The sequence below is a fragment of the Microbacterium sp. Y355 genome, assembly GCF_059445345.1.
The window spans coordinates 3,032,410-3,058,280 of the sequence record NZ_JCAIUD010000001.1; the positions used below are offsets into that span (position 1 = coordinate 3,032,410).

26 protein-coding genes are annotated in these 25,871 nt (G+C 66.7%); 8 read left to right on the forward strand and 18 right to left on the reverse strand.

Annotated features, from left to right (window positions below; translation table 11 throughout):
• The first annotated feature begins 183 nt into the window (after positions 1-183).
• Positions 184-684, forward strand: coding sequence for a hypothetical protein (locus tag AC1C2O_RS14635; protein WP_495431170.1), 501 nt, complete (start codon positions 184-186; stop codon positions 682-684).
• On the opposite strand, the gene AC1C2O_RS14640 is transcribed toward AC1C2O_RS14635, so the two are convergent.
• The 6 genes from AC1C2O_RS14640 to paaA form a co-directional block, all read right to left on the reverse strand.
• Entirely contained in the window at positions 671-1,441 is a 771-nt protein-coding gene (locus AC1C2O_RS14640; protein WP_495431171.1) for an enoyl-CoA hydratase/isomerase family protein, read from the reverse strand. The genes AC1C2O_RS14635 and AC1C2O_RS14640 overlap by 14 nt on opposite strands.
• Before the next feature lie 62 nt (positions 1,442-1,503).
• Positions 1,504-2,604: a 1,2-phenylacetyl-CoA epoxidase subunit PaaE gene (paaE, locus tag AC1C2O_RS14645; protein WP_495431172.1), complete on the reverse strand. Its 1,101-nt coding sequence runs from the start codon at positions 2,602-2,604 to the stop codon at positions 1,504-1,506.
• A gap of 11 nt (positions 2,605-2,615) precedes the next feature.
• Complete coding sequence (paaD, locus tag AC1C2O_RS14650; protein ID WP_495431173.1) at positions 2,616-3,140, reverse strand: 1,2-phenylacetyl-CoA epoxidase subunit PaaD; 525 nt, start codon at positions 3,138-3,140, stop codon at positions 2,616-2,618.
• Entirely contained in the window at positions 3,134-4,195 is a 1,062-nt protein-coding gene (paaC, locus tag AC1C2O_RS14655) for a 1,2-phenylacetyl-CoA epoxidase subunit PaaC (protein ID WP_495431174.1), read from the reverse strand. Before paaC ends, paaD begins: the two co-directional genes overlap by 7 nt.
• A complete protein-coding gene (gene paaB / locus AC1C2O_RS14660) occupies positions 4,192-4,497 on the reverse strand; it encodes a 1,2-phenylacetyl-CoA epoxidase subunit PaaB (RefSeq protein ID WP_495431749.1) in 306 nt (101 codons plus the stop codon). The genes paaC and paaB overlap by 4 nt, the downstream gene beginning before the upstream one ends.
• Complete coding sequence (gene paaA / locus AC1C2O_RS14665; RefSeq protein ID WP_495431175.1) at positions 4,497-5,477, reverse strand: 1,2-phenylacetyl-CoA epoxidase subunit PaaA; 981 nt, start codon at positions 5,475-5,477, stop codon at positions 4,497-4,499. Before paaA ends, paaB begins: the two co-directional genes overlap by 1 nt.
• A 142-nt stretch (positions 5,478-5,619) precedes the next feature.
• Between paaA and AC1C2O_RS14670 the strand changes: the two genes are divergently transcribed.
• A complete protein-coding gene (locus AC1C2O_RS14670; protein WP_495431176.1) occupies positions 5,620-7,749 on the forward strand; it encodes a RecQ family ATP-dependent DNA helicase in 2,130 nt (709 codons plus the stop codon).
• A gap of 17 nt (positions 7,750-7,766) precedes the next feature.
• On the opposite strand, the gene paaZ is transcribed toward AC1C2O_RS14670, so the two are convergent.
• The 3 genes from paaZ to AC1C2O_RS14685 are packed head-to-tail and all read right to left on the reverse strand — an operon-like array spanning position 7,767 to position 11,484.
• Positions 7,767-9,842, reverse strand: a complete 2,076-nt coding sequence (gene paaZ, locus AC1C2O_RS14675) for a phenylacetic acid degradation bifunctional protein PaaZ (RefSeq protein ID WP_495431177.1) — start codon at positions 9,840-9,842, stop codon at positions 7,767-7,769.
• Entirely contained in the window at positions 9,839-10,744 is a 906-nt protein-coding gene (locus AC1C2O_RS14680) for a 3-hydroxyacyl-CoA dehydrogenase family protein (RefSeq protein ID WP_495431178.1), read from the reverse strand. Before AC1C2O_RS14680 ends, paaZ begins: the two co-directional genes overlap by 4 nt.
• Positions 10,741-11,484, reverse strand: a complete 744-nt coding sequence (locus AC1C2O_RS14685) for an enoyl-CoA hydratase/isomerase family protein (RefSeq protein WP_495431179.1) — start codon at positions 11,482-11,484, stop codon at positions 10,741-10,743. The genes AC1C2O_RS14680 and AC1C2O_RS14685 overlap by 4 nt, the downstream gene beginning before the upstream one ends.
• Before the next feature lie 108 nt (positions 11,485-11,592).
• Between AC1C2O_RS14685 and AC1C2O_RS14690 the strand changes: the two genes are divergently transcribed.
• Positions 11,593-12,225, forward strand: coding sequence for a TetR/AcrR family transcriptional regulator (locus tag AC1C2O_RS14690; protein WP_495431180.1), 633 nt, complete (start codon positions 11,593-11,595; stop codon positions 12,223-12,225).
• A 109-nt stretch (positions 12,226-12,334) separates the two neighbouring features.
• Here AC1C2O_RS14690 and AC1C2O_RS14695 read toward each other — a convergent pair whose 3' ends face one another.
• The 9 genes from AC1C2O_RS14695 to AC1C2O_RS14735 form a co-directional block, all read right to left on the reverse strand.
• A complete protein-coding gene (locus AC1C2O_RS14695; protein WP_495431181.1) occupies positions 12,335-12,922 on the reverse strand; it encodes a nitroreductase family protein in 588 nt (195 codons plus the stop codon).
• A gap of 160 nt (positions 12,923-13,082) precedes the next feature.
• On the reverse strand, positions 13,083-14,192 hold the full coding sequence (locus AC1C2O_RS14700) for an ABC transporter permease (protein WP_495431182.1): 1,110 nt from the start codon (positions 14,190-14,192) through the stop codon (positions 13,083-13,085).
• Positions 14,189-15,085 carry an ABC transporter ATP-binding protein gene (locus AC1C2O_RS14705; protein ID WP_495431183.1) on the reverse strand — a complete coding sequence of 299 codons (897 nt, stop codon included), beginning with the start codon at positions 15,083-15,085 and terminating at the stop codon, positions 14,189-14,191. Before AC1C2O_RS14705 ends, AC1C2O_RS14700 begins: the two co-directional genes overlap by 4 nt.
• 267 nt (positions 15,086-15,352) lie before the next feature.
• A complete protein-coding gene (locus AC1C2O_RS14710) occupies positions 15,353-16,312 on the reverse strand; it encodes a phosphotriesterase family protein (RefSeq protein ID WP_495431184.1) in 960 nt (319 codons plus the stop codon).
• On the reverse strand, positions 16,312-17,229 hold the full coding sequence (locus AC1C2O_RS14715) for a shikimate dehydrogenase family protein (protein ID WP_495431185.1): 918 nt from the start codon (positions 17,227-17,229) through the stop codon (positions 16,312-16,314). The genes AC1C2O_RS14710 and AC1C2O_RS14715 overlap by 1 nt, the downstream gene beginning before the upstream one ends.
• A 42-nt stretch (positions 17,230-17,271) precedes the next feature.
• Positions 17,272-18,273, reverse strand: coding sequence for an NAD(P)-dependent oxidoreductase (locus AC1C2O_RS14720; protein WP_495431186.1), 1,002 nt, complete (start codon positions 18,271-18,273; stop codon positions 17,272-17,274).
• A gap of 109 nt (positions 18,274-18,382) precedes the next feature.
• Positions 18,383-19,915 carry a xylulokinase gene (xylB, locus tag AC1C2O_RS14725; protein WP_495431187.1) on the reverse strand — a complete coding sequence of 511 codons (1,533 nt, stop codon included), beginning with the start codon at positions 19,913-19,915 and terminating at the stop codon, positions 18,383-18,385.
• Positions 19,916-19,924: 9 nt separating this feature from the next.
• Positions 19,925-20,500, reverse strand: coding sequence for a glucose-6-phosphate isomerase family protein (locus AC1C2O_RS14730; protein WP_495431188.1), 576 nt, complete (start codon positions 20,498-20,500; stop codon positions 19,925-19,927).
• A gap of 193 nt (positions 20,501-20,693) precedes the next feature.
• On the reverse strand, positions 20,694-21,224 hold the full coding sequence (locus AC1C2O_RS14735; RefSeq protein WP_495431189.1) for a CGNR zinc finger domain-containing protein: 531 nt from the start codon (positions 21,222-21,224) through the stop codon (positions 20,694-20,696).
• Between the two features lie 39 nt (positions 21,225-21,263).
• On the opposite strand from AC1C2O_RS14735, the gene AC1C2O_RS14740 reads away from it, so the two are divergent.
• The 5 genes from AC1C2O_RS14740 to prpB all read left to right on the forward strand — a co-directional run bounded on the left by AC1C2O_RS14740 (position 21,264) and on the right by prpB (position 25,868).
• Positions 21,264-22,238, forward strand: coding sequence for an EamA family transporter (locus AC1C2O_RS14740; RefSeq protein ID WP_495431190.1), 975 nt, complete (start codon positions 21,264-21,266; stop codon positions 22,236-22,238).
• A gap of 77 nt (positions 22,239-22,315) precedes the next feature.
• A complete protein-coding gene (locus AC1C2O_RS14745) occupies positions 22,316-22,684 on the forward strand; it encodes a VOC family protein (RefSeq protein WP_495431191.1) in 369 nt (122 codons plus the stop codon).
• Positions 22,685-22,759: 75 nt separating this feature from the next.
• Positions 22,760-23,452, forward strand: a complete 693-nt coding sequence (locus tag AC1C2O_RS14750; protein WP_495431192.1) for a GntR family transcriptional regulator — start codon at positions 22,760-22,762, stop codon at positions 23,450-23,452.
• Positions 23,449-24,966: an MmgE/PrpD family protein gene (locus tag AC1C2O_RS14755; protein WP_495431193.1), complete on the forward strand. Its 1,518-nt coding sequence runs from the start codon at positions 23,449-23,451 to the stop codon at positions 24,964-24,966. Before AC1C2O_RS14750 ends, AC1C2O_RS14755 begins: the two co-directional genes overlap by 4 nt.
• The gene (gene prpB / locus AC1C2O_RS14760; RefSeq protein ID WP_439283056.1) at positions 24,966-25,868 is read left to right on the forward strand and encodes a methylisocitrate lyase; all 903 of its coding nucleotides are present in this window, start codon (positions 24,966-24,968) and stop codon (positions 25,866-25,868) included. Before AC1C2O_RS14755 ends, prpB begins: the two co-directional genes overlap by 1 nt.
• Positions 25,869-25,871 lie beyond the last annotated feature (3 nt).

The following is a 25,871-nucleotide window of genomic DNA, read 5'->3' on the forward strand; positions in this document are numbered from 1 at the left end:
CCGCGCGTCCCGCTGGCTGCCGCCTCGGCGGCCGCGGCCGAGAACACGCAAACCGTCCTTCCCGGCGCGAGGGAAGGGCGGTTTGCGCGTTCTCGACGCTCGGATGCCGGATGGCCCCTGGCGAAATGGTGGCCGCGGGTGCGCGTTCTCGACGCTCGGATGCCGTGCGCTAGTCTCGGCGGCATGAGACTCTCCGGCCGGTTCGCTCGCGTCTTCCAATGGATCGCGCCCGTGCTCCTCCCACTCCTCGTCTTGTTCGGGCGAGGGTTGCTGGGGGCGCCGATGGGCTGGATGTTGTTTATCGGCATATTTGCCGCACCGTTCGTGATCATCGCGTTGTTCATCCCTCCGATCATCGTGGCCTTCGATCGCGACGCGAAGGCGGGGCGCAGTACACGGCTGGGCTACAACGTCGCGAGCTGGGTTATTTGGGGTGCACTGCTCGTGATGATGCTCACTCTCACTGACGGCGGCGACTCCCCGCCCGTCGGGTCTGTGCTCTCCACCTGGGGGCTGGCAAACGATGCCGTGACCGGCGTGCTCTTCGTCGCCGCGATGTTCGCCGTCTTCATCGGCTGGATCGTGGCGTTGGTGTACGCCATCGCCGGTGTCGTGGCGTCCCGCAGCGAGGTGCGGGTTGACCCCGGAGCCCAAACAGTGGTCCCGCCGCTCACTGGCCGGTGAATTGGGGCTGCCGCTTCTGCTGGAATGCGGCGAAGCCTTCGCGGTAGTCGGCAGTGTCGCGTAGAGCCGCCTGGTTCGCGTTCTCGGCGGCGACGGCATCCCAGAGTGCGAGGCGCTCATCGCGCAACCGGGCGACAAGCGACTTACTGGCCAGGAACGCCTGCGTCGCGCCGGTGGCGGCCCGGGATGCCGCGGCATCTGTCGCGGTCGTGACCTCATCAGCGGGGAACACCTGTGAGAATAACCCCGACTGCACAGCTTCGGCGCCGCTCATGAGACGTCCGGTGTAGATGAGGTCGAGCGTCTTGTGCGCGCCGAGACGCTCGAAGAACAGCGCGTGCCCACCTGAGTCAAGCGTTGCGCCGAGCGCGGCGAACGGGGAGCCGATCTTCGCGGTGTCGGCGACGTAGACGACATCCGTTGCGATCAGCAGACCGAGCCCGACGCCGAGGCAGGCGCCGTGTGCGGCGGCGAACGTTGGTGCAGGGAACGCGGACATCTTCTTGAGCAGCGGAGTCACGAGGCCGTCGAGGTAGCGGGTGACATCGTCAGTGGCGGGGTCGACTCCGGCGATGTCGCGTCCGGCGCAGAATCCAGCGCCCTCGCCGCGCAGTACGAGCGCGCGGACACCTGCCGCCGCGGCCTCGTCATATGCAGACCCAAGGTCAGTGAGAGCCTGCTCGTTGAGGGCGTTGCGCTTCTCTGGAGCATTCAGCACGACGTGGGCGACCGCGTCGGTGATGGTCAGGTCGATCATGTTCGCTCCTTCATTCAGGCGGTCAATCGATCAGGCATTCAGGCGATCAGGCATTCAGACGTTCAGGCGTCGTAGTCGACGACGACACTCTTCGTCGTCGGATGGGATTGGCAGGTCAGCACGAAACCCCGCTCGATCTCGTCCGGCTCGAGCGCGAAGTTCTGCGTCATACGCACCTCACCCTCCACGAGCCGTGCGCGACACGTGCCGCAGACACCCCCGGCGCACGCGAATGGCACGTCACCACGGACGCGCAGCGCAGCATCCAGAATCGCCTCATTGGCCGAGGCCGGAGACTCCACTGTGGACGACAGTCCATCGAGGGTGAATTCGATGCGCCGCACCTCGTCACCCTCGTTCACGATGACGGGGCGTCCGCGGTCGACGCGAGGACCGTCGGCATCACTCGTGAAGAGTTCGAAACGGATGCTGGAGGACGGCACGCCCCGGCGCTCGAGCGTCTCGCGGCACAGCGCGACGAGATCGAATGGCCCGCACAGGAACCACTCGGTGACGGTGTCCGGCGGCAGCAGCCCGTCGAGGATCGCGCCCAGCTTCTCCGCGTCGATGCGACCTGAGAGTAGAGGAGCAGTACGTTGCTCGCGAGAAAGCACATGATGGAGGGCAAGACGGGCCGGGTAACGGTCCTTCAGATCGGCAAGCTCGTCGAGGAACATGACGTCCTGCGTGGCGCGGTTGGTATAGACGAGGCTGACCTGCGCCGTCGGTGAGGATGCCAGCACATGAGCGGCCAGCGCCATCATCGGTGTGATGCCCGAACCAGCCGCGATGCCGGCGATATGTGCCCCGGTGAGGTCGGGGAGGTTCGTCGTGAAGGTCCCTTCCGGACTCATCACCTCGATGCGCTCACCGGGAGACAGGTGCTCGTGTGCCCACACTGAAAACAGGCCGCCGAGGTCGCGCTTGATCCCTACGCTGATGTGGCCGGGGGTCGGCACCCGGCAGATCGAATAGCTGCGCCGCACCTCTCTTCCGTCGACATGTGCGCGCAGCGCGACGTACTGCCCTGGAAGGTATTCGTAGTCGCTCTGCAGCTCCGGCGGCACGGCGAAGGTCACCTCGATGCTCTCCGGGGTCAGCGGCCTGACCTCAGAGACCACGAGTTCATGGAAGCGCCCTCGGCGGCGCACGGTCGTATTCATACGGGCCGCGTTCACAGCACTTTGAAGTGGTCGAAGGGTTCGAGGCAGGCACGGCACTCGAAGAGCGACTTGCAAGATGTTGAGCCGAACCGGGAGACCTCGCGGGTGTCGAGGGATCCGCAGCGCGGGCACTTCACCGCGAGCCGCAGGCGGATCGGGCCCTGACCGATCAAGCCCTGCCCATTCAGACCCTGCCCGATCGCCGCGCGTGTATGTGGGGGAGCGATGCCATAGTCGCGGAGCTTCTGCTTTCCGGCATCCGTCATCCAATCGGTCGTCCACGCGGGCGACAGAGTGGTGCGCACCTCGACGTCATTGAATCCGGCTGCGGTCAGCGCCAGCACGACGTCATCGCGCATGGCGTCGAGCGCGGGGCATCCGCTGTAGGTCGGGGTGAGCGTGACGATCACGCGCTCACCGTCGACGACGACCTCGCGGAGCACGCCGAGATCCTCGATCGTGAGGACGGGGATCTCAGGGTCGGTGACGGTCGCGGCGATCTGCCAGGCCATGTTCCGTGATGCGAGGGTCACCATGATGCCCCCGGGTGTTGCCTCGCCAGCACCTGCATCTCGGCAAGCAGATGCCCCATCTCTGGAAAGTGGCTTCCGCGGCGACCGCCGCCTGCTGATGCGTGCACCTCTGGAATCTCGAGTGCGGCCTCGGCGAACACTGCTGCGATCACGGCATCGAAGCCGTCGCGCAGTGTCGACGGTCGCACCGCGATCCCGTCCAGCTCGTCGATCAGTGGTTCATCGCGGAACAGCTCATCGACGTATGGCCAGACGTTGCCGATTGCGCGGATCATCCGGCCGCGTGACTCTGCGGTGCCGCCGGCCAGGCGCAGCATCCACTGCACCGCGTGGTCGCGATGGTAATCGAACTCCTTCAAGGCCTTCTCGGCGACTGCGGCGAGCGTCGCATCCGTCGAGGAGCGAAGCGCCGAGTACAGCTCGAACATGTAGGCGGATGCCGCGAGCTGCCGCGCAATCGTCTGCGCGAAGTCGCCGTTGGGCTGCTCGAACAGCCACGCGCTGCGGAACTCCGGCTCATCGCGGAAGTACGCCAGATCGTCTTCGCTTCGGCGGTTGGCGGTGCCTGCGTCGGCGGTGCCCGCCCCAGCGGAACCGGCCCAAGCGGAACCGGCCCACGCGGAACCGGCATAGTGCAGCAGGGAACGCGCGTGGCCCAGCAGGTCGAGCGCGATGTTGCCGAGCGCGACGTCCTCTTCGAGCTCGGGGGCATGCGCGATCCACGCACCGAGTCGTTGGGAGAGGATCAGGGCGTCATCGCCGAGCCAGAGCGCGTACTCAGCGGTGGCCGTCGTGGCGATCGACGCGTCGGCCCCGGTCAGTTCGTCGGCGAGGTCGAGCGCATCCACGGTAACTGCGCCGTGCGGGAGGGGGCGCACATTGTCGCTTGTGCGCGGGGAGGGGTCGCGGATGGTCGCTTCGCCCGCTCCGATGCGGCCATCTGCGACCCCTGCAGGTGGAGCGGATGAATCGCGGCGCGAGGAGGGGTCGGAGATTGTCGCCTCGGCCGGGTCAATCCGGCCATGTGCGACACCTGCCGCGTGCGTGTCATCACTCATAGGTGCGGCACCCCCTCGGATGCCGTGTAGTACACCGCGTGGCGGTAGTTCTTGCCCGCAGGGCTCTCGAAGAACGCGCCCTTGGCATCCGGATCGCTCGTGGTGATGGCATCCGCTGGCACGACCCAGATCGAAGTACCCTCGCCGCGCCGCGTGTACAGGTCACGGGCGTTGCGGATCGCGAGCGCAGCATCCGGCGCGTGCAAGGAACCGGCGTGCACGTGACTCATACCTCGGTTCGCGCGCACGAACACCTCCCAGAGCGGCCACGGCTCGGTGAGGTCGGTGCCCGGCGTCGCCATCACGCCACCGCCTCCGCAGCGCGCATTTCCTGCTTCCTGGCATACTCCGAAGCCGCTTCGCGCACCCAGGCGCCCTCTTCGTGGGCCTCGCGACGCGCTCGCAGCCGCTCGGCATTCATCGGCCCGTTGCCGCCGAGTACCTCGAAGAACTCGGTCCAATCGATCTCGCCGCCGATGTACTGCTGGGTCTCGTCGTCGAAGTGCAGTTCAGGATCTGGCAGGGTGATGCCGAGGATCTCGGCCTGCGGCACCAGCATCCCGATGAAGCGCTGACGCAACTCATCGTTCGAGAAGCGCTTGATGTTCCACGCCATCGACTGCGCGGAGTTCGGAGAATCGCCATCGGGAGGCCCGAACATCATCAGGCTGGGCCAGTACCAGCGGTCCACGGCATCCTGCGCCATCTTCTGCTGCGCATCCGTGCCCTTCATGAGGGTGAGCAGAATCTCGAAACCCTGCCGCTGGTGGAAGGACTCCTCTTTGCACACGCGGATCATCGCGCGCCCATACGGCCCGTACGATGCCCGGCACAGCGGCACCTGATTGCAGATCGCGGCGCCGTCGACGAGCCAGCCGATCGCGCCCATGTCGGCCCAGGTCGGGGTCGGATAGTTGAAGATCGACGAGTACTTCGCCCTGCCGGTGATCAGCTGATCGGTCATCTCCTCGCGAGTGATGCCGAGGGTTTGGGCTGCCGAGTAGAGGTACAGGCCATGGCCTGCTTCGTCTTGCACCTTCGCCATCAGGATCGCCTTGCGCTTCAGGCTCGGCGCCCGCGTGATCCAGTTGCCCTCGGGCTGCATGCCGATGATTTCGGAGTGTGCATGCTGTGAGATCTGGCGGATCAGCGCGCGGCGGTAGGCATCCGGCATCCAATCGCGCGGTTCGATCCGAGAATCTGCCGCGATGATCTCGTCGAAGCGGCGCTGTTCGTCGGAGTATTCCTCCTCGACGGGTGAAGGACCTTTGGGGGCGGTCATCTTCGGCTCCTTTGCCATGCACGTCTTTACTGACCGATCGTTTAGTTATTCTCCCATAGTGGGTCGGGGAGTGCAAAGGCCGTTCGGTCGAGGCGACGCGAGGGGCGAACGCGATGTCAGTCGAGTGAGGCAGAGTGGGGACATGACATTCGACGCGCCGCGCTCACCCGCACCTACAGCGGATACTCGCGACGCAGCCCTCGCTGCGCTGCGCGACCTGGTGGGGCGCCCTGATGTCTCGTTCCACGACGGGCAGTACGAAGCGATCGAGGCGCTGGTGGCAGAGCGTCGGCGGGCGCTCGTCGTGCAGCGAACGGGATGGGGCAAGTCCGCGGTGTACTTCGTCGCGACCCTGCTGCTGCGTAAGCAGGGTGCGGGTCCGACGGTGCTCGTTTCGCCTCTGCTGGCGCTCATGCGCGACCAGGTCGCTGCAGCCGAGCGGGCCGGCGTTCGTGCGGTCGCGATCAACTCGACGAACGCGCATGAGTGGAGCGACGTGCTCGCCAGTCTCGACCGCGATGAGGTCGACGTGCTGCTGGTCTCGCCGGAGCGGCTCAATAATCCCGCATTCCGTGAGCAGCAGTTGCCTGCCCTTGTGAAGCGCATCGGCATGCTCGTCGTCGATGAGGCGCACTGCATCAGTGATTGGGGGCACGACTTCCGCCCCGACTATCGACGGTTGCGCGATCTCATCGCACAGATGCCCGCCGAGGTGCCCGTGCTCGCTACGACGGCGACCGCGAACAGCCGCGTCGTGGCGGATGTCGCGGAGCAACTGGGAACAGGTCCGACGGGCGGAGGCGAGGTGCTCACCATTCGCGGGCCTCTCGCGCGTGCATCGTTGCGGCTCGGCGTGCTGCGATTGCCCGACGCCTCGAGTCGTCTGGCATGGCTGCTCAGCCACCTCGACGAACTGCCTGGTTCTGGCATCATCTACACGCTGACCGTAGCGGCGGCGGTCGACACTGCTCGTCTGCTGCGCGAGCGCGGCCACGAGGTGCGCGCCTACACCGGGCAGACCGACACCGATGAGCGGATGGAATCGGAGGGCATGCTGAAGCGCAACGAGGTGAAGGCACTCGTGGCAACCAGCGCGCTCGGGATGGGCTTCGACAAGCCCGACCTCGGATTCGTGTTGCACCTCGGGGCGCCCTCGTCACCGGTCGCGTACTACCAGCAGGTCGGGCGCGCGGGGCGCGCGAGTGAGAGCGCTGACGTGCTCCTCCTTCCCGGCGTTGAGGACCGTGACATCTGGCACTATTTCGCAACGGCCTCGATGCCGAATCAGGAGCGCGCCGAGCGCGTGATCGCTGCGTTGGGCGACTCGCCCGTCTCGACTCCGGCGCTCGAGGCGATGGTCGACATCCGCCGCACGCCACTTGAACTGCTGCTGAAGGTGCTTGACGTCGACGGCGCCGTGCGCCGAGTGCAGGGCGGCTGGGTCGCCACCGGCGAGCCGTGGGCCTATGACGCGGAGCGCTATGAGCGCATCGCTGCCGAGCGTCTCGCCGAGCAGCAGCACATGATCGACTACGAGCAGACCGGCGGGTGCCGCATGGAGTTCCTCCAGCGTTCGCTCGACGACGACACGGCTGTGCCGTGCGGTCGGTGCGACAACTGTGCAGGCATCTGGTTCCCTCGGGAAATCGCGACAGCCGCGAGCGCGGTGGCCGCCGAATCGCTCGATCAGGTCGGCGTCCCCATTGAACCTCGACGTGCCTGGCCGACCGGTGCTGACCGTCTCGGCGTCCCCGTGAAGGGGCGCATCTCTGCCGCGGAGCAGGCCAGTGAGGGCAGGGCGCTCGCGCGTCTCACCGACCTCGGATGGGGTGGCACGCTGCGCGCGCTGTTCGCGGCCGGCGCTCCCGATGAGCCGATCTCGCCGCAGATGCTCGCGGCGTGTGTTCGGGTGCTCGCCGAGTGGGGTTGGGCAGAACGTCCGGTCGCTGTCGTCGCTATGCGTTCGCGCTCCAGGCCACTCCTCGTCGATTCGCTCGCTCGAGGACTCGCAGAGGTCGGGCGACTGCCCTACATCGGGGCGCTCGAGCATGCAAATGGAGGCCCGACCGGCCAGCCGGGCGGAAACAGTGTGTTCCGCCTCGCCGGACTCTGGGACCGCTTCAGTGCCGATGGGATCGAGATTCCTGCGGGCCCGATCCTGCTCGTTGACGACCAGGCCGACAGTCGGTGGACGTTGACTGTCGCGGCCCGCATCCTGCGTCGGGCCGGCGCGACCGAGGTGCTGCCGTTCGTGCTCGCGCTGCGCGGGTGACGGGGCGGGATGCGTGACTACCCCTTCTTCTCTGTGCTCTTCTCCACAGCGCCTTTTTCGACCAGGGTCAGCACGTCGTAGGTCGCGACGGTGTCATCGTTCTGATTGCGGATCACGGCATCCCAGCACACTTCGCCGTAGTCGTCCGTCTCGCGCGGAGTGATTTTCTTGGCAGTCAGCTCGACACGGATGCTGTCGCCAGGCGACACCGGAGTCACGAAGCGCAGGTTCTCCAGCCCGTAGTTCGCCAGCACCGGCCCTGGCTCTGGATCCACGAAGAGCCCCGCAGCCCACGACACCAGGAGGTAGCCGTGCGCGACGCGTCCGGGGAAGAAGGGGTTGGCGGCGGCCGCTTCCTCGTCCATGTGAGCGTAGAAGGTGTCTCCAGTGAAGTGCGCGAACGTCTCGATGTCGTCGAGGGTCACTTCGCGGGATGCGGACGAGATTCGGTCGCCCAACCGCAGTTCGGCCAAGGATTTGCGGAAGGGATGGATGCCGTCTTCCCTGACGGCAGCGCCCGCGTGCCACACTCCGGTCAACGCCGTGAGCATGTCGGGGGAACCCTGCACGGCCGTGCGCTGCATGTGGTGCAGCACGGCGCGGATGCCGCCCAACTCCTCGCCCCCACCGGCCCGGCCCGGCCCGCCGTGCACGAGACCCGGCAAGGGGGAGCCATGACCTGTGGATGAGCGCGCATCGTCACGATCGAGGAACAGCACACGCCCGTTGGATGCCGCGATCCCGGCCATGATCTCCGTCGCGAATGCTGCGTCATGTGTGGCGACACTCGTGACGAGTGAACCGCCGCCACGCGCGACAAGGGCCGCCGCTTCGGCGGAGGTGTCGTAGGTCAGCAGCGATGCGACCGGGCCGAACGCCTCCACCTCGTGCACGGCATTCGTCTGTGCGTCATCGAATCGCAGCAGCATCGGTGAAACGAAGGCGCCGTCTGCCGACACCGAGGCGGGCGGCTCGGTGGACCCGACGACGATCCGCCCACCGGCATCCTGCAGCACCCGCACCTGCCGCAGCACCTCGTCGCGCTGCGCGAGCGATGCCAGGGGACCCATCGTGACGGCCTCGTCGCGCGGGTCACCGATCACCACCTTGTCGGCGATCCGAGCGCGGACGGCGTCGATCACGGCATCAGCTTGCCCGGTCGGCACGAGCGCTCGCCGGATCGCGGTGCACTTCTGCCCGGCTTTCGACGTCATCTCCATGACAAGCTGGCGCACGTAGGCATCGAACTCGGGCGTGCCCGCCACGGCATCCGGGCCGAGCACCGAGGCGTTGATGGAATCTGTCTCGGCGGTAAATCGCACGCCGGCGGGGGTGCGCTCGCGCAGCGACGAAGCGGTCGACGCGCTGCCGGTGAATCCGACGGCATCGCCCAGACGCAGGTTCTCGAACAGCGTCGGCACGCTGCCGCTCACGAGCTGCAACGATCCCTCGGGCAACAGGTTCGAGTCGACCAAGATGCGCACGAATGCCTCGACGAGATAGCCGGTCGGAGTCGCGGGTTTCACCAGTGTCGGCATCCCGGCGAGGAAGGCGGGCGCGAACTTCTCGAGTGACCCCCACACCGGAAAGTTGAAGGCGTTGATCTGCACGGCGACACCGGGCAGTCGTGTGTAGACATGTCGGCCGAGGAAGCTACCATCCTTCGACAGCGGCTCGACCGGGCCGTCGACGTACACCTGCGCGTTCGGCAGCTCGCGTCGGCCCTTGCCCGAGTACGCGAACAGCACGCCGATGCCGCCGTCGATGTCTACCCAGGAGTCGGCTTTCGTCGCTCCTGTTCGCGCGGACAACGCGTACAGCTCGTCTTTGCGTTCGGTCAGCGCCAGGGCGAACTGCTTCAGCAAAACCGCTCGCTGGTGGAAGGTCAGCGTGCCGAGCGTCGCCTGTCCGGTGGTGCGCGCGTAGTCGAGCGCGGCGGCGAGATCGAGGCCATCCGTGCTCACCCTCGTGACTTCCTCGCCAGTGGTGGCATCGCGCACGATGCTCGATCCGGTCGCGGCTCCGCCCATGGCTCCGGTCGCGGTGGGTGTCCACCACGAACCCTGCACGTAGCTCGGCAGGATCTCGGTCATCTCGCATCCCATCTGTAGAAGCCTTCACCGCTTTTGCGGCCGAGTTTTCCCTCCGCCACCATCTGGCGCAGCAGGACGGGCGGGGCGAAGCGCTCGCCGAGGGTGGCGTGCAGTTCTTCCGCGATACCCAGGCGCACGTCGAGTCCGACGATGTCGGTCGTGCGCAACGGACCCATCGGATGCCGGTAACCGAGCTCCATCGCGGTGTCGATGTCTTCGGCGGATGCTACGCCAGCATCGAGCATTCGGATCGCCTCGAGAGCGAGCACGAGACCGAGCCGGCTGGATGCGAAACCGGGGGAGTCGCGCACCAGGATCGGGGTCTTGCCGAGCGCCTCGACCCACCCGTGAGCCTGCGCCGTGACGGCAGGATCGGTGGCTGTGCCGGCGACGATCTCGACGAGGGCGGATGCCGGGACGGGATTGAAGAAGTGCAACCCGAGGAAGCGTTCTGGGCGCGCGAGAGATGCCGCCAAGAAGTCGATCGAGATCGATGAGGTGTTCGACGCGAGCACGGCGGTCGGGGCGAGCACCCTCTCGATGCGCGCGAGTGCTTTGGTCTTCAGGCCGCGGTCTTCCGGAACGGCCTCGATCACGAGGTCGCAGTCAGCGAAATGGGTGATCTCGGTGCTGAGATGCAATGCGGCGTGCAGTTCGTCGGCGGAGGCGCGGGGCGCCCTGTGCTCACTGGCACTGCGCTGTTCACTGGTTTCGCGCTCGATGGATCGCTCCACGTTCTCGCGGATCCGCAGCGCCGCGGCATCCGCTGCCTCTTGGTCTCGTTCGACGACCAGCACTTCGCTGCCGGCCAGCAGGAAGGCGTGGGCGATGCCGGCGCCCATGCGTCCGCCGCCCAGCACTCCAACTCTCAGATCGCCGGCATTCAGAACCCCGACCGTCATCTGTGGCCGCGTCTCTCGAGGAACTCGGTCATCCGGCGCATCTTCTCTGGACTCTCGAACAGCTCCGCCTGCAGGTCGCCGTCGAGCGCGGGGTGGGCGTCGCGGGGTGCGCGCAGGGCGGTCTTGGTGTGTCGGATGGCGAGGGGGTCGGCCGCGGCGATCCGATCGGCGATCGTGTGCGCAGCCGCGAGTAGATCGGCGGGAGGATGGATGCCGGAGATCAACCCCGCAGCCAGCGCCTCGTCGGCGGTGAGCGCGCGCCCGGTGAGCAGCATCTCGCTGGCCAGGCCCCCGCCGATGAGCTCGCGCAAGCGCCAGGTGGCACCGGCCGCGGCCATGATTCCGAGGCATGGTTCGGGGTTGCCGATCTTCAGAGTCGAAGTCGCGATGCGGATATCGGCGGCGTAGGCGAGTTCGGCGCCGCCACCGAGTGCGTAGCCGTCGAGTGCGGCGATCACTGGCATCGGCAATTCGTGGATGCGGATGAACGCGGCCGCATTGATGGCGCGATGCGCGTCTTCGGCGCGGCGGGCGCGCAACTGAGTGATGTCTGCTCCGGCGGCGAAGACACCGTCTGTTCCGATGAGGATCAGTGTGCGGGGTTCGGCTTCGAGTTCCTCGCAGAGGGCGTGGAACGCGTCGATCATCTCGCGGTCGATCGCATTGCGTTTGTCTGGTCGGTTCAGTTGAGCGATGACACGGTCAGAGTGGCGTTCAATGACGAGGGGGATCTCGTTCATCTGCGCTCCTGACTGAATCTTGGGTTGGTCAGGAATTTCTGACCATTCGTTCAGTATTTAATTATGGCAAGGAAGTGTCGGGTCGGCAATGGTGCCAGACTGGAGCGCGTGTCAGTGTCTGAAGAGTCAGTGTCTGAAGAATCGATCGAGGCAGTGCCCGCACGTCGGGGCCGCCCCGGCTACGATCAGCGACAGGTTCTCGAGGTCGCCGTGCAGGTATTCATCGAGCAGGGCTACGACGCGACCTCTGTGGCATCGCTGGCTGCGCGTCTTGGTTTGACGAAGTCAGCGCTTTACCACCACTTCGAGTCCAAGGAGGCTCTGCTGGAGGTCGTGCTGGAAGAGGCGATCGGCTCGCTGGAGGGAGTGCTGCGTGAGCCCGGCGTGCAGAGCGGCTCCGCCCGTGAGCGACTTGAGTACGTACTTCGCGGTGCGGTGCACGTGCTTGTGGAGAAGCTTCCCTACGTAACCCTGCTGCTGCGCGTGCGCGGCAACAGTGATATTGAGCGCGCGGCTCTCGAACGACGACGCGCGTTCGACCGCGAGGTCACCGCGCTCGTGCGTGCGGCCCAGGTCGAGGGCACAGTGCGCGCCGATCTCGATGCCTCGGTGGCCACTCGCCTGCTGTTCGGCATGGTCAACTCGATCGTGGAGTGGTACCGGCCGACCGGTTCCGAAGGCGCGGCCGAGCTGGCTGACGATGTACTGGCGGTGGCGCTGGACGGCCTGCGCACGCGCTGACCTTCGCTCGCAAGCGCTGGCCTGCGCTCAATTGCCGAGAACACACAGACCGCCCTTCCGGATGCTTCGGAAGGACGGTTTCCGCGTTCTCGATACGGAATCCGAGCAATCAGGCGCTGGCGATGACCGTCTCCGACAGCGAGCGACGTGCGCGCGGTGCGAACTCGCGCTGCTGCAGCTTCTCGGACAGCGTCGACGGGTCGCCGAGCTCGCCGAGGGCGATCACTGAGATCGGGGCGAAGCGGGCTTCGACGCCGGGCAGGGCGGCGAGCTGCTCGCGCTCGATGCCACCCATCTGGTGCGCGAAGAGGCCGTCGGCGTGCGCCTGTACAGAGAGGTGGGCCACGGCCTGACCCAGGTCGTACTGCGCCCACGGACGCGGCGTGCCTTCGGCATCCGTCATTTCGGCGAAGGCCACGATCAGCACCTGGGCGCCTCCGGCCCACTCCCGGTTGAATCCCATGAGGGCGTTGTCGATCTGGGCGTGCAGCGAGGTGCCACGACGGGCCACGATGAAGCGCCACGGCTGGGTGTTGCTCGCGGACGGTGACCAGCGAGCGGCTTCGAGGGCGGCGGCGAGCTTGTCCTCATCGATCGGCGCGCTGGTGTCGAACGCGCGGGGGCTCCATCGCTCGGCGAGGACGTCGAGAAGGGGGACGGAGGTCTCAGCGGTGCGCTCAATGGTGGGAATGCTCATGATGTCCTTCAGGGTCGGAAGTTCAGGGGGACCCCGTCGTCCGGCACTGTATTCAGGCTAATGGACTGCGCTGGGTGCTCGTCACAGACGGCGGCGGATGCCGTGGCCACTGTGGCCACGGCATCCGCCGTTCATCGAAACATACTCAGCGAGCGTTGCGTCAGCGTCGCAGCGCCTCCCGGAACTTCACGCGAGCGCCCATCTTCAACAACGAATTCTCGTAGATCTTCGCGCCGATCGAGATCACCACGGCGCATGCGACGAGCATGATAGCCATCGATGCGAGCGGCTCCCACCAGTCGGCCTCATCGAAGAAGAGCCGGATCGGCATCGCCACCGGTGCGGAGAACGGCACGTAGGAGAGCACGGTCATCACCACGGGGTTGTCGCCGAAGAAGATCACCAGGAAGTACGGGATCATCGTCAGATACATCACCGGGGTCAGCGTGGCGCCGACATCCTCCTGACGCGAGACCATGGAGCCGGCAGCAGCGAACATCGCCGCGAGGAGGATGAACCCGAACAGGAAGAACACCGAGAACCAGATCACCGGCCCGCCGATGCCCTGCAGTACTTCGATCTGTCCGGTGACGATGAGTCCTATGGTCCCGACCACCACCAGCAGCAGAATCTGGGAGATCGCGAGGATCGTGTTGCCGATGACCTTCCCCGCCAGCAGTACACGCGCGGGGATTGCGGAGAGCAGGATCTCGATGACGCGGGTTTGCTTCTCCTCCACGACGTTGGTCGCGATCGGCGACCCGAACATCATCGCCGCCATCATGAACACCAGCCCGAAGGCGATGCCGAGGATGTATCGGATCGCTCCGCTGGCGCCATCGGGGTTGAGCAGTTCCACCGTCGGCGAGACAGACAACATCGCCAACAGGCTCTGCGGTGCCTCCTTGTCGGCGATGATGAGCAGCCCGGTCGGTGAGGAAGAGTCGTCGACGATCGCGGCGTCCGCGTCGCCTGCACGCACCAGCTCCTCCGCGGCATCCCGGTCATCGACCACCGTGACGTCGTAGCCGTCGACACCTTCGAGCGTGGATGCCGCGGCACTTGTCGCCGCAATCGGCGTCGCGCTCGGGTTCGCACTGGCGATGCCGGCCCAGATGACTCCGGCCAGAGCGAGGAGCATCAGGATCGCGGTCGAGATGAGATAGGCCTTGCTGCGCAACTTGGTGCTCAGCTCGCGCTCGGCGACAAGCCAGATCCCCTGGGCAGGGGAGAGAGATGTCGCCCGCGCCGGTGTGGTGGAAATAGTCACTGGATGACCTCCTTGAAGATCTGCGAGAGAGAGGGATGCTGCGGCGCGAAGCGCGACACGTCGCCGCCGTCGAGGGCCCGGCGGAGGACCCGCTGCGCGGTGGCGGGGGCATCCACGTCGAATACAGCGCTGCCGCCCTCGAAGTCGACGACCTCGACTCCGGGCTCTTCACGGATCCAACCGACGTCGCCCGTGCTCTCCAGCTCCCACCGGGGCGCCGAGTGCTGCTCGCGCAGTTGTTCACGAGGGCCAGCGGCGCGGATCGTGCCGCCGGCGATGATGACGAGGTCGTCGCACAGCCGTTCGACGACGTCGAGCTGGTGGGAGGAGAACAGCACAGAGACGCCGCGCGCTGCGCGCTCTTGCAGCACGCTCGCGACTGTCTCGACGGCGAGCGGGTCAAGGCCGGAGAAGGGTTCGTCGAGGATGAGTACCTCCGGATCGTGCACCAGGGCTGTCGCTATCTGCGCACGCTGCTGGTTGCCGAGGGAGAGCGCCTCGATGTTGTCGCCGAGTCGTTCTTCGAGTCCGAGCTCGGTGAGCAGAGCGGAGGATTTCGCCGTGGCATCCGCCTTGGAGAACCCGTGTAGACGAGCGAAGTAGACGACCTGTTCGAGCACCTTCATCTTCGGGTACAGGCCGCGCTCCTCTGGCATATAGCCGAACTGGCGTCGGGCGTCGGCGGTGAGCTCGTTGCCGCCGAGGGTGACAGAGCCGCCGTCCGAGTTGAGGAGGCCCAGGATGATGCGCATCGTGGTGGTCTTGCCCGCACCGTTGCCGCCGACGAAGCCGGTGAGGTGGCCGGCTTGGACGGAGAAGGTGATGTCGTCGAGCACGCGGCGAGTGCCGTAGCTCTTGGTGATTCCTGTCAGTTGCAGGGTTCCTGTGGTCATACCTCCACGGTACGAAGGTGCGGTGTGCGACGGCATCCCCCGTAGGGCGGATCTTCGGTGTCCGCCTTGCGGCGGGGTAGCCGGGAGGTGTCGCTGTTGGTCGCGTCGGGGTGGAGTGGGCGGCCATGTGCGACCCCCCCCCGGGCGCGGCGAGGTGCGCGTGTGCGGCGGCGGGGCAGTCGGGAGGTGTCGCGGGTGGTCGCGTCGGGGTGGCGTGAGCGGCCATGTGCGACCCCCAGGCGAGGCGGGGTGCCCGGGCGGGCGGCGTCAGCCGAGGTCGAGCAGGCGGGCGGGGTTCGCGACCAGCATTCGGTCGACGGCGTCGGCGCCGATCACCTCGCGCAGGCGCGGCAGGTACCGGTCGCCGAGGTAGGCGAGACCGGGCATCCCACCGTACGAGATGTAGCGGGTGCGGCGGGCGACATCGCCGCCGAGCAGGATGCGATCACCCGCGCCGCGCTCGACTACTGCTGCGGTCAACTGCAGAAGCTCCACGTCGCTGCGCGTGCGTGGCCTCGCGAAGCCGTCGTAGCCCAGGTACGCGCCGCGCTGGGCGAGAGAGGAGTGCAGCCCGGGATCGGGATCACGGTCGGCGTGCGCGAGCACGATGCGATCGGATGCCACGCCCTGGGTCGCGAGCAGATCGAGCACCTCGTGCGCAGCGGTGCAGAACTCCAGGTGCACCATGACCGGCACGTTGGTCTCCCGGTGGGCTGCGGCCACGGCATCCAGCGTCGTTCGCTCGAACGCACTGATGCGCCAGTAGTCGATCCCACCCTTGAGCATGCCAGCGCGCACCGGAGCGCCCGAGTGCGTGCGGGCGGTGGGGACATCGGGGCTCTCGAAGACGGTCGCATCGTCCGCCGCCATCCCCTTCGTGAGGTCTGAGATGAACAGCTCCGCCAGCTGCTCGACGCTCCAGACCTGCATCGGATGATCCTCGCCGTAGTGCGCCTCGCGGTGCCGTCCGGTCGTTGCCACCACGTGCAGTCCGGTTGTCCTGCTGATGCGCGCGACGCCCTCGGGGTTGCGGCCGAGGCCGAAGGGAGTGGCATCCACCATCGCGGCGAAGCCGCTCGCCTTCAGCAGACCCGCTTCGGCAGTCGAGGCTTCTTCCTCGTTGAGTTCGTCGCCCGGCAGCAGCGGGGTGACCTGGAAAAGATGCTCGTGATAATTCGTCTGACCCAGCAGCGCAGGCTCGATGTCGCCGAGGACGGTGCGGATCATCAGCGCGCAGCCTCTGCGGCGTCGGCGAGCTTTTCGACGATTTCGGGTGTCAGTTCCAGTTCGAACACATCGGCGACCACCTGCGACCAGCCGTGGATGAAGTAGCGCCAGCCGTCGACGACGTGCAGGTCGCGGTCCTCCTCCTGGGCGCGGGCCTGGTGCAGGAATTCCAGTGTGCCGCGGTAGTTGAACTCCCAGACGTACGCGCCCTCAGGGAACACGACGTCATCGGGTAGGGGAGAGCCGGGGCGATCCTTGCCGAGGCCGGTGGCGTTGACGACCAGCGAACCGCGGGGCGCGGCAGCGACGAGAGCGGCGGCGTCCGCCGGGGTGTCAGTGCGCACGTACTCGATGAGCCCTTCGCGCGTGCCGTGCTGGCGGTGCACCTCGCGCAGGTGTTCGAGTTTCTCATCATCGCGCGCCGTGACCGTGATCTTCGTGGGGGCGTCTGCGCGCTCGGCGAGCGCCCAGCTGAGCGCGGTGCCGGACCCGCCGGCCCCGAGGATGATCACTTCGCTGCCGGTGGTGGCGAAGTACTCGGCCGGCAGGAAATCCTTCAGCGCGAGGTCGACGGTGATCGGGTCCTTGGCGCGCCCAGACAGGCGAGAGCCGCGCTTGGCGATGCTCGAGATCTCCGAGCACGACACCGCGAACGGATCGAGCTCATCGAACAGATCGGATGCCGCGGCATACACATTCATCTTGTGCGTGGTGACCAGGGCGCCGCGGTGCTGCGGGTCATCGCGGATCTGCTTCACCAGGTCGACGTATTGCTCGGGGGTGGCATCCATTGGCAGGTCGTGACCGACCAGCGTGCGGGTCGGGAGGCCCAGTATGTCGGCCCAGAGCGGGAACACCTTCATGATCGACGATGACCCGGTGGTCACGCCGACGAAGCCCATGTAGTCACTGTTCATGACTGAACCTTTCATCTTCTGTTCCCGTCGCAATTGGTGCGGTTAAGGTGCTGTTTTACCCGCGTCAACTGCGGCGGGAGCGGGAGCGGGTGCGGGGACGGGGACGGGGAAGCGGGGCTCGACGCCGTCGAGGACGGCGAGAACATCACCGAGTGAAAGCGAGCCCATGTTGTCGACGGCCTGCGTCGTCTGCGCCCCGAGGTGTGGGGTCACGATCACGCGATCGGCCAGGTCGTCGGCGAGCAGCGGGCTGTTGGATGCCGCGGTGTCGCCGTCGAGTGTGTCAGCAGCGTAGCCTGCCAGACGTCCCTCGCTGAGGGCCGCCGCGACGGCCCGCTCGTCGATCAGGTCGGGGCGGGCGGTGTTGATGATGATCGCGGCGGGGGTGATCGACTCGAGCCGTGCCGCATCGACGAGCCGCTGTCCGCCGGGGGCGTGCAACGAGATGAGATCTGCAGTCTGAAACAGGTCGTCGAGTTCTGCGGGCTCTGCGCCGAGTTCGCGGATCCGATCTGACGGGAAGAAGGGATCGGCGGCGAGGATGCGCGGCCCGAAGCCGCTGAGGCGGCGAGCGACGCCCTGTCCGATGCGGCCGAAGCCGATGATGCCGACCGTGGCAGATCCCAGCTCGCGGCCGCGGCGAACACTCCAGTCACCCTGGCGCACGCGCCGGTCGCCGTCGGGGATGAAGCGGAGGGCTGCGAGCATGAGGCCGATCGCGTGGTCGGCGACGGCATCCGCATTCGCGCCTGGAGTGTTGGTGACTCGGATGCCGCGGGCCTCGGCCGCCGCAATGTCGACAGCCTCTGTGCCGACGCCGTAGCGTGCGATCACTTTGAGTTTCGGGGCGGCATCCATATGAGCGGCAGCGACAGGGCCGGTGCCCGCGATCCAGGCATCCGCTGCCGCAAGCAGCGGCGCAAGCGCGGCGAGATCGTGGTGTGCGGGGCCGCGGACGATCTCGTGCCCTTTCGCGGCAGCGACGGCGACCAGATCGATGTCGCCGTCCGAGAAGGAGCGGCTGGTGGCGAGGATAGTGCCCATCAGTGCGTCCTTCCGGCGACAGATGCACGGGCACTGTACGGATGCACGATGAAACGGAGCGTACGGTCGTGCATCCGTCGCCCAGTCGTGCAGGTGTATGCGGCAGCCATCAGCGCATCCCACCCTGGAGGGCGGTGCTCTGAGGAGCCGCATCTCGAGGCGCGGCGGCGAACCACGGCGCGAGCGCCTCGTAGGCGGAGGTGAAGCGGGCGTGCCGCTGGGCGTAGATGCCGTGGCGACCGGCATCCGGCGTGAACTCCGCCGTCACCTCGCTGAGCGCGCGTGCGGCGGAGAAGTCGGCGAGTCCGAGGCCGACGGCGCCCGTCACTGCTGCTCCGAGGCTGTTCGCCTCCTCGACGATCGTGCGCCGGCGCACCGGTATGCCCCACACATCGGCAAGGATCTGCAGCAACGCGTCGCTCTGCGCGCCGCCGCCGACGGCGTCGATGCGGTCGATTGCGGCGCCCGACTCGCGGAAGGCATGGATGCTGGTGAGCAGGTTGTATCCGATGCTCTCCAGCACGGCACGAACGAGGTGCTGACGGCTGTGATGCCTGCCGATGCCGACGAAGGCGCCGCGGGCATTCGGATCCCAGATGGGGGAGCGTTCGCCGAGCAGGTAGGGCAGGAAGTAGAGGTCCTCGGTGTCGAGGTCACCGCCGGCCTCGGCGGTGAGCCGTGCGGTCTCGGGCTTCGTGGGGTCTTGCGAGAGCGCCTCTGAGATCCACTGGATCGAGGCGCCGCCGGCCTGCATTGTTGCGGTCGGCACAAAGCTGTTCGGCACGACATTGTCGAAGGTGAAGGTGCGAAGGCCCTTATCAATGAGGGGAGCGTGCGATGCGAAGGAGATCCACGAGGATGTGCCCAGGCTCACGTAGGCGCCGTCCTCCGGTGCCACGATGCCGGACCCGACGGCGGCCATCGGGCCATCGCCGCCGCCCATCACCACTCGCACGCCCGTGTGGAGTCCGAGAGCTTCGGCGGCGTCGGCGGTCAACGGGCCTGCGATCGCGGTTGAATCGAGGATCTCGGGGAACAGCGAGCGGTCCAAGCGTGCCGCCTGCAGAACCTCCTCGGACCAGTCGCCGGTGCGCTGGTCGTAGGCGTTCGTGCCGGAGGCATCCGAGCGATCCGTTGCGAGGCGCCCGGTGAGGCCGAGCACGATGTAGTCCTTGGCGACGCAGAAGCGGCGCACTCGTGACCAGACATGGGGCTCGTTGTCGCGCACCCACATGACCTTCTCGATCGAGTAGGTCGGGTTCAGCCGGTGACCCAGCAGCTCATAGGCGTGCTCGGCGCCAAGGGCCTGCTCGAGTTCGCGCTGTTGTGCGCCCGCACGGGTGTCGGCCCAGATGATCGCGGGGCGCACTGGCGCACCATCGCCATCGAGCAGGACCGCGCCCATCATCTGGCCGCTGACGACGAGGCCCTGAACCGCCGAAGCTGCGGTGCTGGTGCGAGCGAGGAGGTCGCGGGTGGCGGATGCGACGGCATCCCACCAGTCCTGCGGGTTCTGCTCGGCGATGCCCCCGGCCGCAAAGTGCGCGGGATAGCTGACCGTCGTTGCGGCGATCAGGCGTCCGTCGTCGTGGTGCAGCGATGCCTTGTTGCCGGTGGTTCCGAGGTCGTGGGCGATGATCACGGGGTGAGCCTATGCCGTGTAGGGGCGCAGCTCGAAGCCGCTTTCGGTGCGGAAGGCGCGCGATCCGAGGCCGTGCTCGAGCACCCAGTTGTAATCGTGTCCTGCGCCGCCGGGGTAGACGGCCAGGAACGCATAGGGTTCAGTGCCGGTGTTGACGGAGCGGTGCGCCCAGCCCGGCGGGATGTAGCCGATGGTGCCGGGGAGCATGTCGAGCCACTCGGTGCGCTCGCCGTCGAACATCAGCAGGCCGCCCTGTCCCTTGAGCGCCAGGTAGATCTCGCCCTGATGGTTGGGGTGCTGGTGGCCCTTGGTCATCCAGAGCTCACCGCTCGTGTCGCCGGGCAGGATCGTCGTGATCGACTGGGGGAGTTCGCGATCGACCTCTGGCACAGGGGAGCTGGTCACGGTGTAGACGACAGGGTTGTCGCCCGCGGCTGCGGCGGCGCGAGCATCCTCGTCGCGGAACAGGCCCTCGAGGTCTGACATGCGCCGGGTGAGAGTGGGGCCCTCGGGGGAGAGGGTGAGTTTCTCCGCGTCGAACGTGATCGCCATGGGCAAGATCGGCGGGGTGTGGAACTCGGGCATCGGGGGCTCCTCGTGCAGCGGCGGTGATGCGGTCACGGCGTGACAGAGCATCCGCAAACCTGTAATGACAAGTTGAGTGTACCTGTTATGACAGGTTGCGTCCACGTCGCATGCGTGTCCGTGTGAGTGCGGTGCGGTGCGGTGCGGTGCGGCTGGCGTGCGGCGCGGCGTGCGTGCGTGCGGCGCAGGCTGGTCAGCGCTGGCGTGCGCGGTATGCGGCGACGGCGTTGCGGTTCGAGCACGCCGTGGAGCAGTACCGGCGGGAGCGATTTCGGGAGAGGTCCAGGGTGACGCCGGAACAGGTGTCGTCGGCGCACACCGAGATTCGGCTGCCTTCGTCGGAGCGAACGACATCGATGAGGGCCATCGCGGTCTCCACGAGGATGCGCTCGTCAAGGGGGTGATCGTCTGCGACGGCGTGCAGGTGCCAGTCCATCGTGTCGTGGCGCACGAGTCTGGCATCGAGGGTCACGTCTCGGAGGGCGTCGTTGACACCGGCGACCATCGCATCTCTCGGTGCGAGCAGCATTCTGCGTAGCCGTGGCCGCAGGGCGCGCAGTGCGGCCAGTTCGGCGGCGTCGTGGTCGATCCGACCCGTGTAGGGGAAGTCGAGGAGGAAGGCGTCGACATCCTGGACAGAGGTGAGTGTGTCCGGATCCTCCGCAGTGTTGACGAGGTGGACCGCGGCGCGCAGCGACTCGACTGTGTCATCTGTGAAGAGCATGTTGACACCTTACACGTGCGCTCGCTAGTGTCATTGATCATGACCACTTTGGCAGATGACACTGACGTTCGGCCGGGATTGCGGCTCGGGCTCCCGCTCGCGATCGGTGCGGCGTTCGCCTTCGGGATGTCCGGCGCATGGGCGCGCGGTCTCATCGATGCCGGATGGACGCCGGGTGCTGCGGTCACGGCGCGCATCTGGGTCGCGTCGCTGGTGCTGCTTGTCCCCACGATCATCGCGCTGCGCGGGCGCTGGAGGCTGCTGCGTCGAAACGCCGGGATCATCGTCGCCTATGGGCTGCTTGCCGTGGCGGCGACACAGCTGTTCTACTTCCAGGCGGTCGCTGTGATGGATGTCGGCCTCGCCCTGCTCATCGAATACACGGCGCCGATCGCCGTCGTGCTGTGGTTATGGATGCGGCGCGGAGAGCGGCCGACCTCGCGCAGCATCCTCGGCGCTGCCGTCGCGTTCATCGGACTCGTGCTCATGCTCGACGTGCTCTCCGGTCGCAGCGTCGACATCGGTGGCGTCCTGTGGGCGTTCGGTGCGATGGTCGGCGCCGCGGCGTACTTCCTGCTCTCAGGGAAAAGCGACACCGGACTCCCGCCGATCGTTCTGGCGGGGTCGGGCCTCATCGTCGGCGCTGTCGGGCTGACCGTAGCTGGGCTCATCGGCATCCTTCCGATCGCGTGGAACACGGCTGACGTTACCTATCGCTTCGGTACAGTGCCGTGGTTCGTCCCCGTGCTCGCCATCGGCATCATTGCCACCGCTCTCGCCTACGTGCTCGGCATCACGTCTACGCGGATGCTGGGCCCGCGGCTGGCATCCTTCCTCGCGCTAGCGGAGGTCATCGCCGCCCTGCTGTTCGGCTGGCTGCTGCTCGGTCAGCTACCAAACGTTCTGCAGGGTGTCGGTGCCGCACTCGTGCTGGTGGGGGTCGTGATCGTCAAGCTTGGCGAGCCGGTTGCGACTTCGGAGTCGCTTGTGCCGCCCGTTCCGAACGCCCCTTGAACTCGTCGGCACGTGGGACGAGACTGGCCGCACCGGTGTCCGATCGGGCCCGGCAACGGTTCAGAGAGGACAGGGCCATGGCTCACGGAGACATCACGCACATCGACATTCCGGTGACCGATATGGCTCGGGCGCAGGCGTTCTATTCGAGTCTGTTCGGGTGGAACATCGCCGAGATGCCCGGCTTCGAGGGATACCCGATGTGGCAGGCGCCGAATCAGATCAGCGGGGGAGGGCTCGCGCCACGCAGCGCGGATTTCGATCAGCCGCGCTCGTACGTCGAGGTCGATTCGATTGATGAGACCGTCGCCGCGGCTGTGAGCGCCGGCGCGACCCTCGCGATGGAGAAGCAGCCGATCAGCGAGACGAGCTGGTGGGCTGTGATCACCGACCCCGACGGCAACTCGATCGGTCTGTATGAGGGTGTGACTGACGCCGAAGGGTGAGGTGCTTGTATACGCTGTGCCCTCCTGTTCATAGGAAATTGAGCCCGCAAGCGGAATTGTGTATACACTGATGGCGTGAGTACCGCAATTGAGCGAACCAGAGCGAGTGATCGCGCCTATGCGACTTTGCTGGAGGAGATCCAGTCCGGCGAGCTTGCTCCCGGCACCGTTCTTGCCGAGGTCGAGCAGGCCGCACGTCTCGGCGTGAGTCGCACCCCGCTGCGCGAAGCGCTGCAGCAGCTCAGTGCCGACGGGCTCGTTGAGCAGCAGTCGCCGCGGGTCACCGTCGTTACCGACATCGATGCCGACGACATCCGTGCGCTGTTCGAGATCCGGCGCGCGCTGGAGGAGTCCGCTGCCCGCCTCGCCGCTGCGCGCGGCGACGCGGTGCTGTTCGCGGGCCTGGCATCCGAATTCGCTGCGGCCGGGGCATCCCTCGCTGCCTCGACCGGGCGCGATGATTACTACGCGCTGATCGCCCGCTTCGATCGCGCCGTCGATGCGGCAGTCGCCAACGACTACATCGCCGCAGCGTTGCGCACGGTGCGCACGCATCTCGTGCGCGTGCGCCGTCTGTCGCGCGACAATCCGACCCGACTCACCGCTTCAGTGGCCGAACACCGGCTCATCGCCGAGGCGCTTGCCGAACGTGACGGCGATCTTGCCGCTCATGCCACGCATGTGCATCTGCGCAATGCGCTCACCAGCATCCTTGAATCCCTCCCCTCCGACAGCCCGCTCGCGACTGAAAGAAGAGCACAGCCATGACCGTCAACCACCACGTCCGTGTCTACAAGAGCGAAGAAGACCTGCCCCGCGAGAACCAGCTGGCCTGGAAGATCGCGGAAGTTGCGACCGATGCGGTCGAGGTCGAGCAGGACGTCGTAGACATGATCATCAACCGTGTCATCGACAATGCTTCCGTCGCCGCGGCATCCCTCACGCGAGGTCCGATCAAGGCGGCCCGCGACCAGGCCTTCAGCCACCCGGTTTCGACCGGCGGTAGCGGCGCGACGGTATTCGGCGCCCCGCTCGAGCGGCGCACCAGCCCCGAATGGGCGGCATGGGCCAACGGCGTCGCCGTGCGTGAGCTCGACTACCACGACACGTTCCTCGCTGCCGAGTACTCGCACCCCGGCGACAACATCCCGCCGATCCTTGCGGTTGCTCAGCACGTCGGCGCCGATGGCCGTGCGCTCGTGCGCGGACTTGCCACCGGCTACGAGATTCAGGTCGACCTGGTGAAGGCGATCTGCCTGCACAAGCACAAGATCGACCACGTCGCCCACCTCGGCCCGTCGGCTGCGGCCGGCATCGGTACGCTCCTCGGCCTCGACGCCGCGACCATCTACCAGGCAGTCAGCCAAGCGCTGCACACCACCACGGCCACGCGCCAGAGCCGTAAGGGCGAGATCTCGACGTGGAAGGCGCACGCGCCGGCATTCGCCGGGAAGATGGCCGTCGAAGCCGTCGACCGTGCGATGCGCGGACAGACGAGCCCCTCGCCGATCTACGAGGGCGAAGACGGCGTCATCGCCTGGATGCTGGATGGCCCGGATGCCGCGTACGAGGTGCCGCTGCCCGCAGCGGGCGAGGCCAAGCGCGCGATCCTGGATTCCTACACAAAGGAGCACTCGGCCGAGTACCAGGCGCAGGCCTGGATCGACCTGGCGCGCAAGCTCCACAATGAGGGCATCGACACCGCGGCGATCGAGTCCGTCGTCCTGCACACCTCACACCACACGCACTATGTGATCGGCTCCGGCGCGAACGACCCGCAGAAGTACGACCCGACCGCGTCGCGCGAGACGCTCGACCACTCGATCCCGTACATCTTCACCGTCGCGCTGCAGGACGGCTCGTGGCACCACGTCGACTCGTATGCTCCGGAGCGTGCTGGCCGTGCTGACACCGTCGAGCTGTGGAACAAGGTGACCACCCGTGAGGATGCCGAGTGGACGCGCCGTTACCACTCGAACGACATCGCGGAGAAGGCCTTCGGCGGTCGCGTGGAGATCACGCTCACCGACGGCTCGAAGCTGATCGACGAGATCGCGGTCGCTGACGCGCACCCGCTCGGTGCTCGGCCTTTCGCCCGGGACAATTACATTGCCAAGTTCCGTCTGCTCGCCGAGCCGGTGCTCGAGCAGGCCGAGATCGAGCGCTTCCTGTCGCTGGTGCAGCGCCTTCCGGAGCTCACTGCCGCCGAGGTCGCCGAGATCTCGATCATCGCGAAGCCGGGTGTGGTGGAGACCGAGCCGACCACCAAGGGGTTGTTCTGATGTTGTACTCGCACACCACTCCCGCCGAGAAGCGGCGGCTGTTCCGTGAGCGTCTCGCTTCTGGCGAGCTGCTGCGTTTCCCCGGCGCGTTCAACCCGCTCTCGGCCCGGTTGATCGAGCAGAAGGGGTTCGAGGGCGTCTACATTTCGGGCGCCGTTCTCGCTGCCGACCTCGGCCTGCCCGACATCGGACTGACGACGCTGACTGAGGTCGCCGCTCGCGGCGAGCAGATCGCGCGGATGACCGACCTGCCGGCGATCATCGACGCCGACACGGGCTTCGGTGAGCCGATGAACGTGGCGCGCACGATCCAGGAGCTGGAGAACGCCGGTCTCGCCGGCGCCCACATCGAGGACCAGATCAACCCGAAGCGCTGCGGTCACCTCGATGGCAAGGCAGTGGTCGATCTCGGCACAGCGGCGAAGCGCATCCGTGCCGCGGTTGACGCGCGCCGCGATGAGAATTTCCTCATCATGGCGCGCACCGACATCGCTGCCGTCGACGGTCTGGAGGCTGCGAAGGACCGTGCGAAGGCGCTGGTGGATGCCGGAGCCGACGCGATCTTCCCCGAGGCGATGCGTTCGCTCGAAGAGTTCGCGGCGATCCGCGCTGCGGTCGACGTGCCGATCCTTGCGAACATGACCGAGTTCGGCAAGAGCGACCTGTTCTCGGTCGACCAGCTGCGGGATGTCGGCGTGAACATTGTCATCTGGCCGGTGTCAATGTTGCGCATCGCGATGGGTGCGACCGGTCGTGCACTCGATACGCTGATCGAGGAAGGACATCTCACGAGCAAGCTCGGCGAGATGCAGCACCGCGCCGACCTCTATGACCTGATCGATTACGAGTCGTACAACCACTTCGACTCTGGCGTCTTCAACTTCACCATCACGAAGGAGTGAACA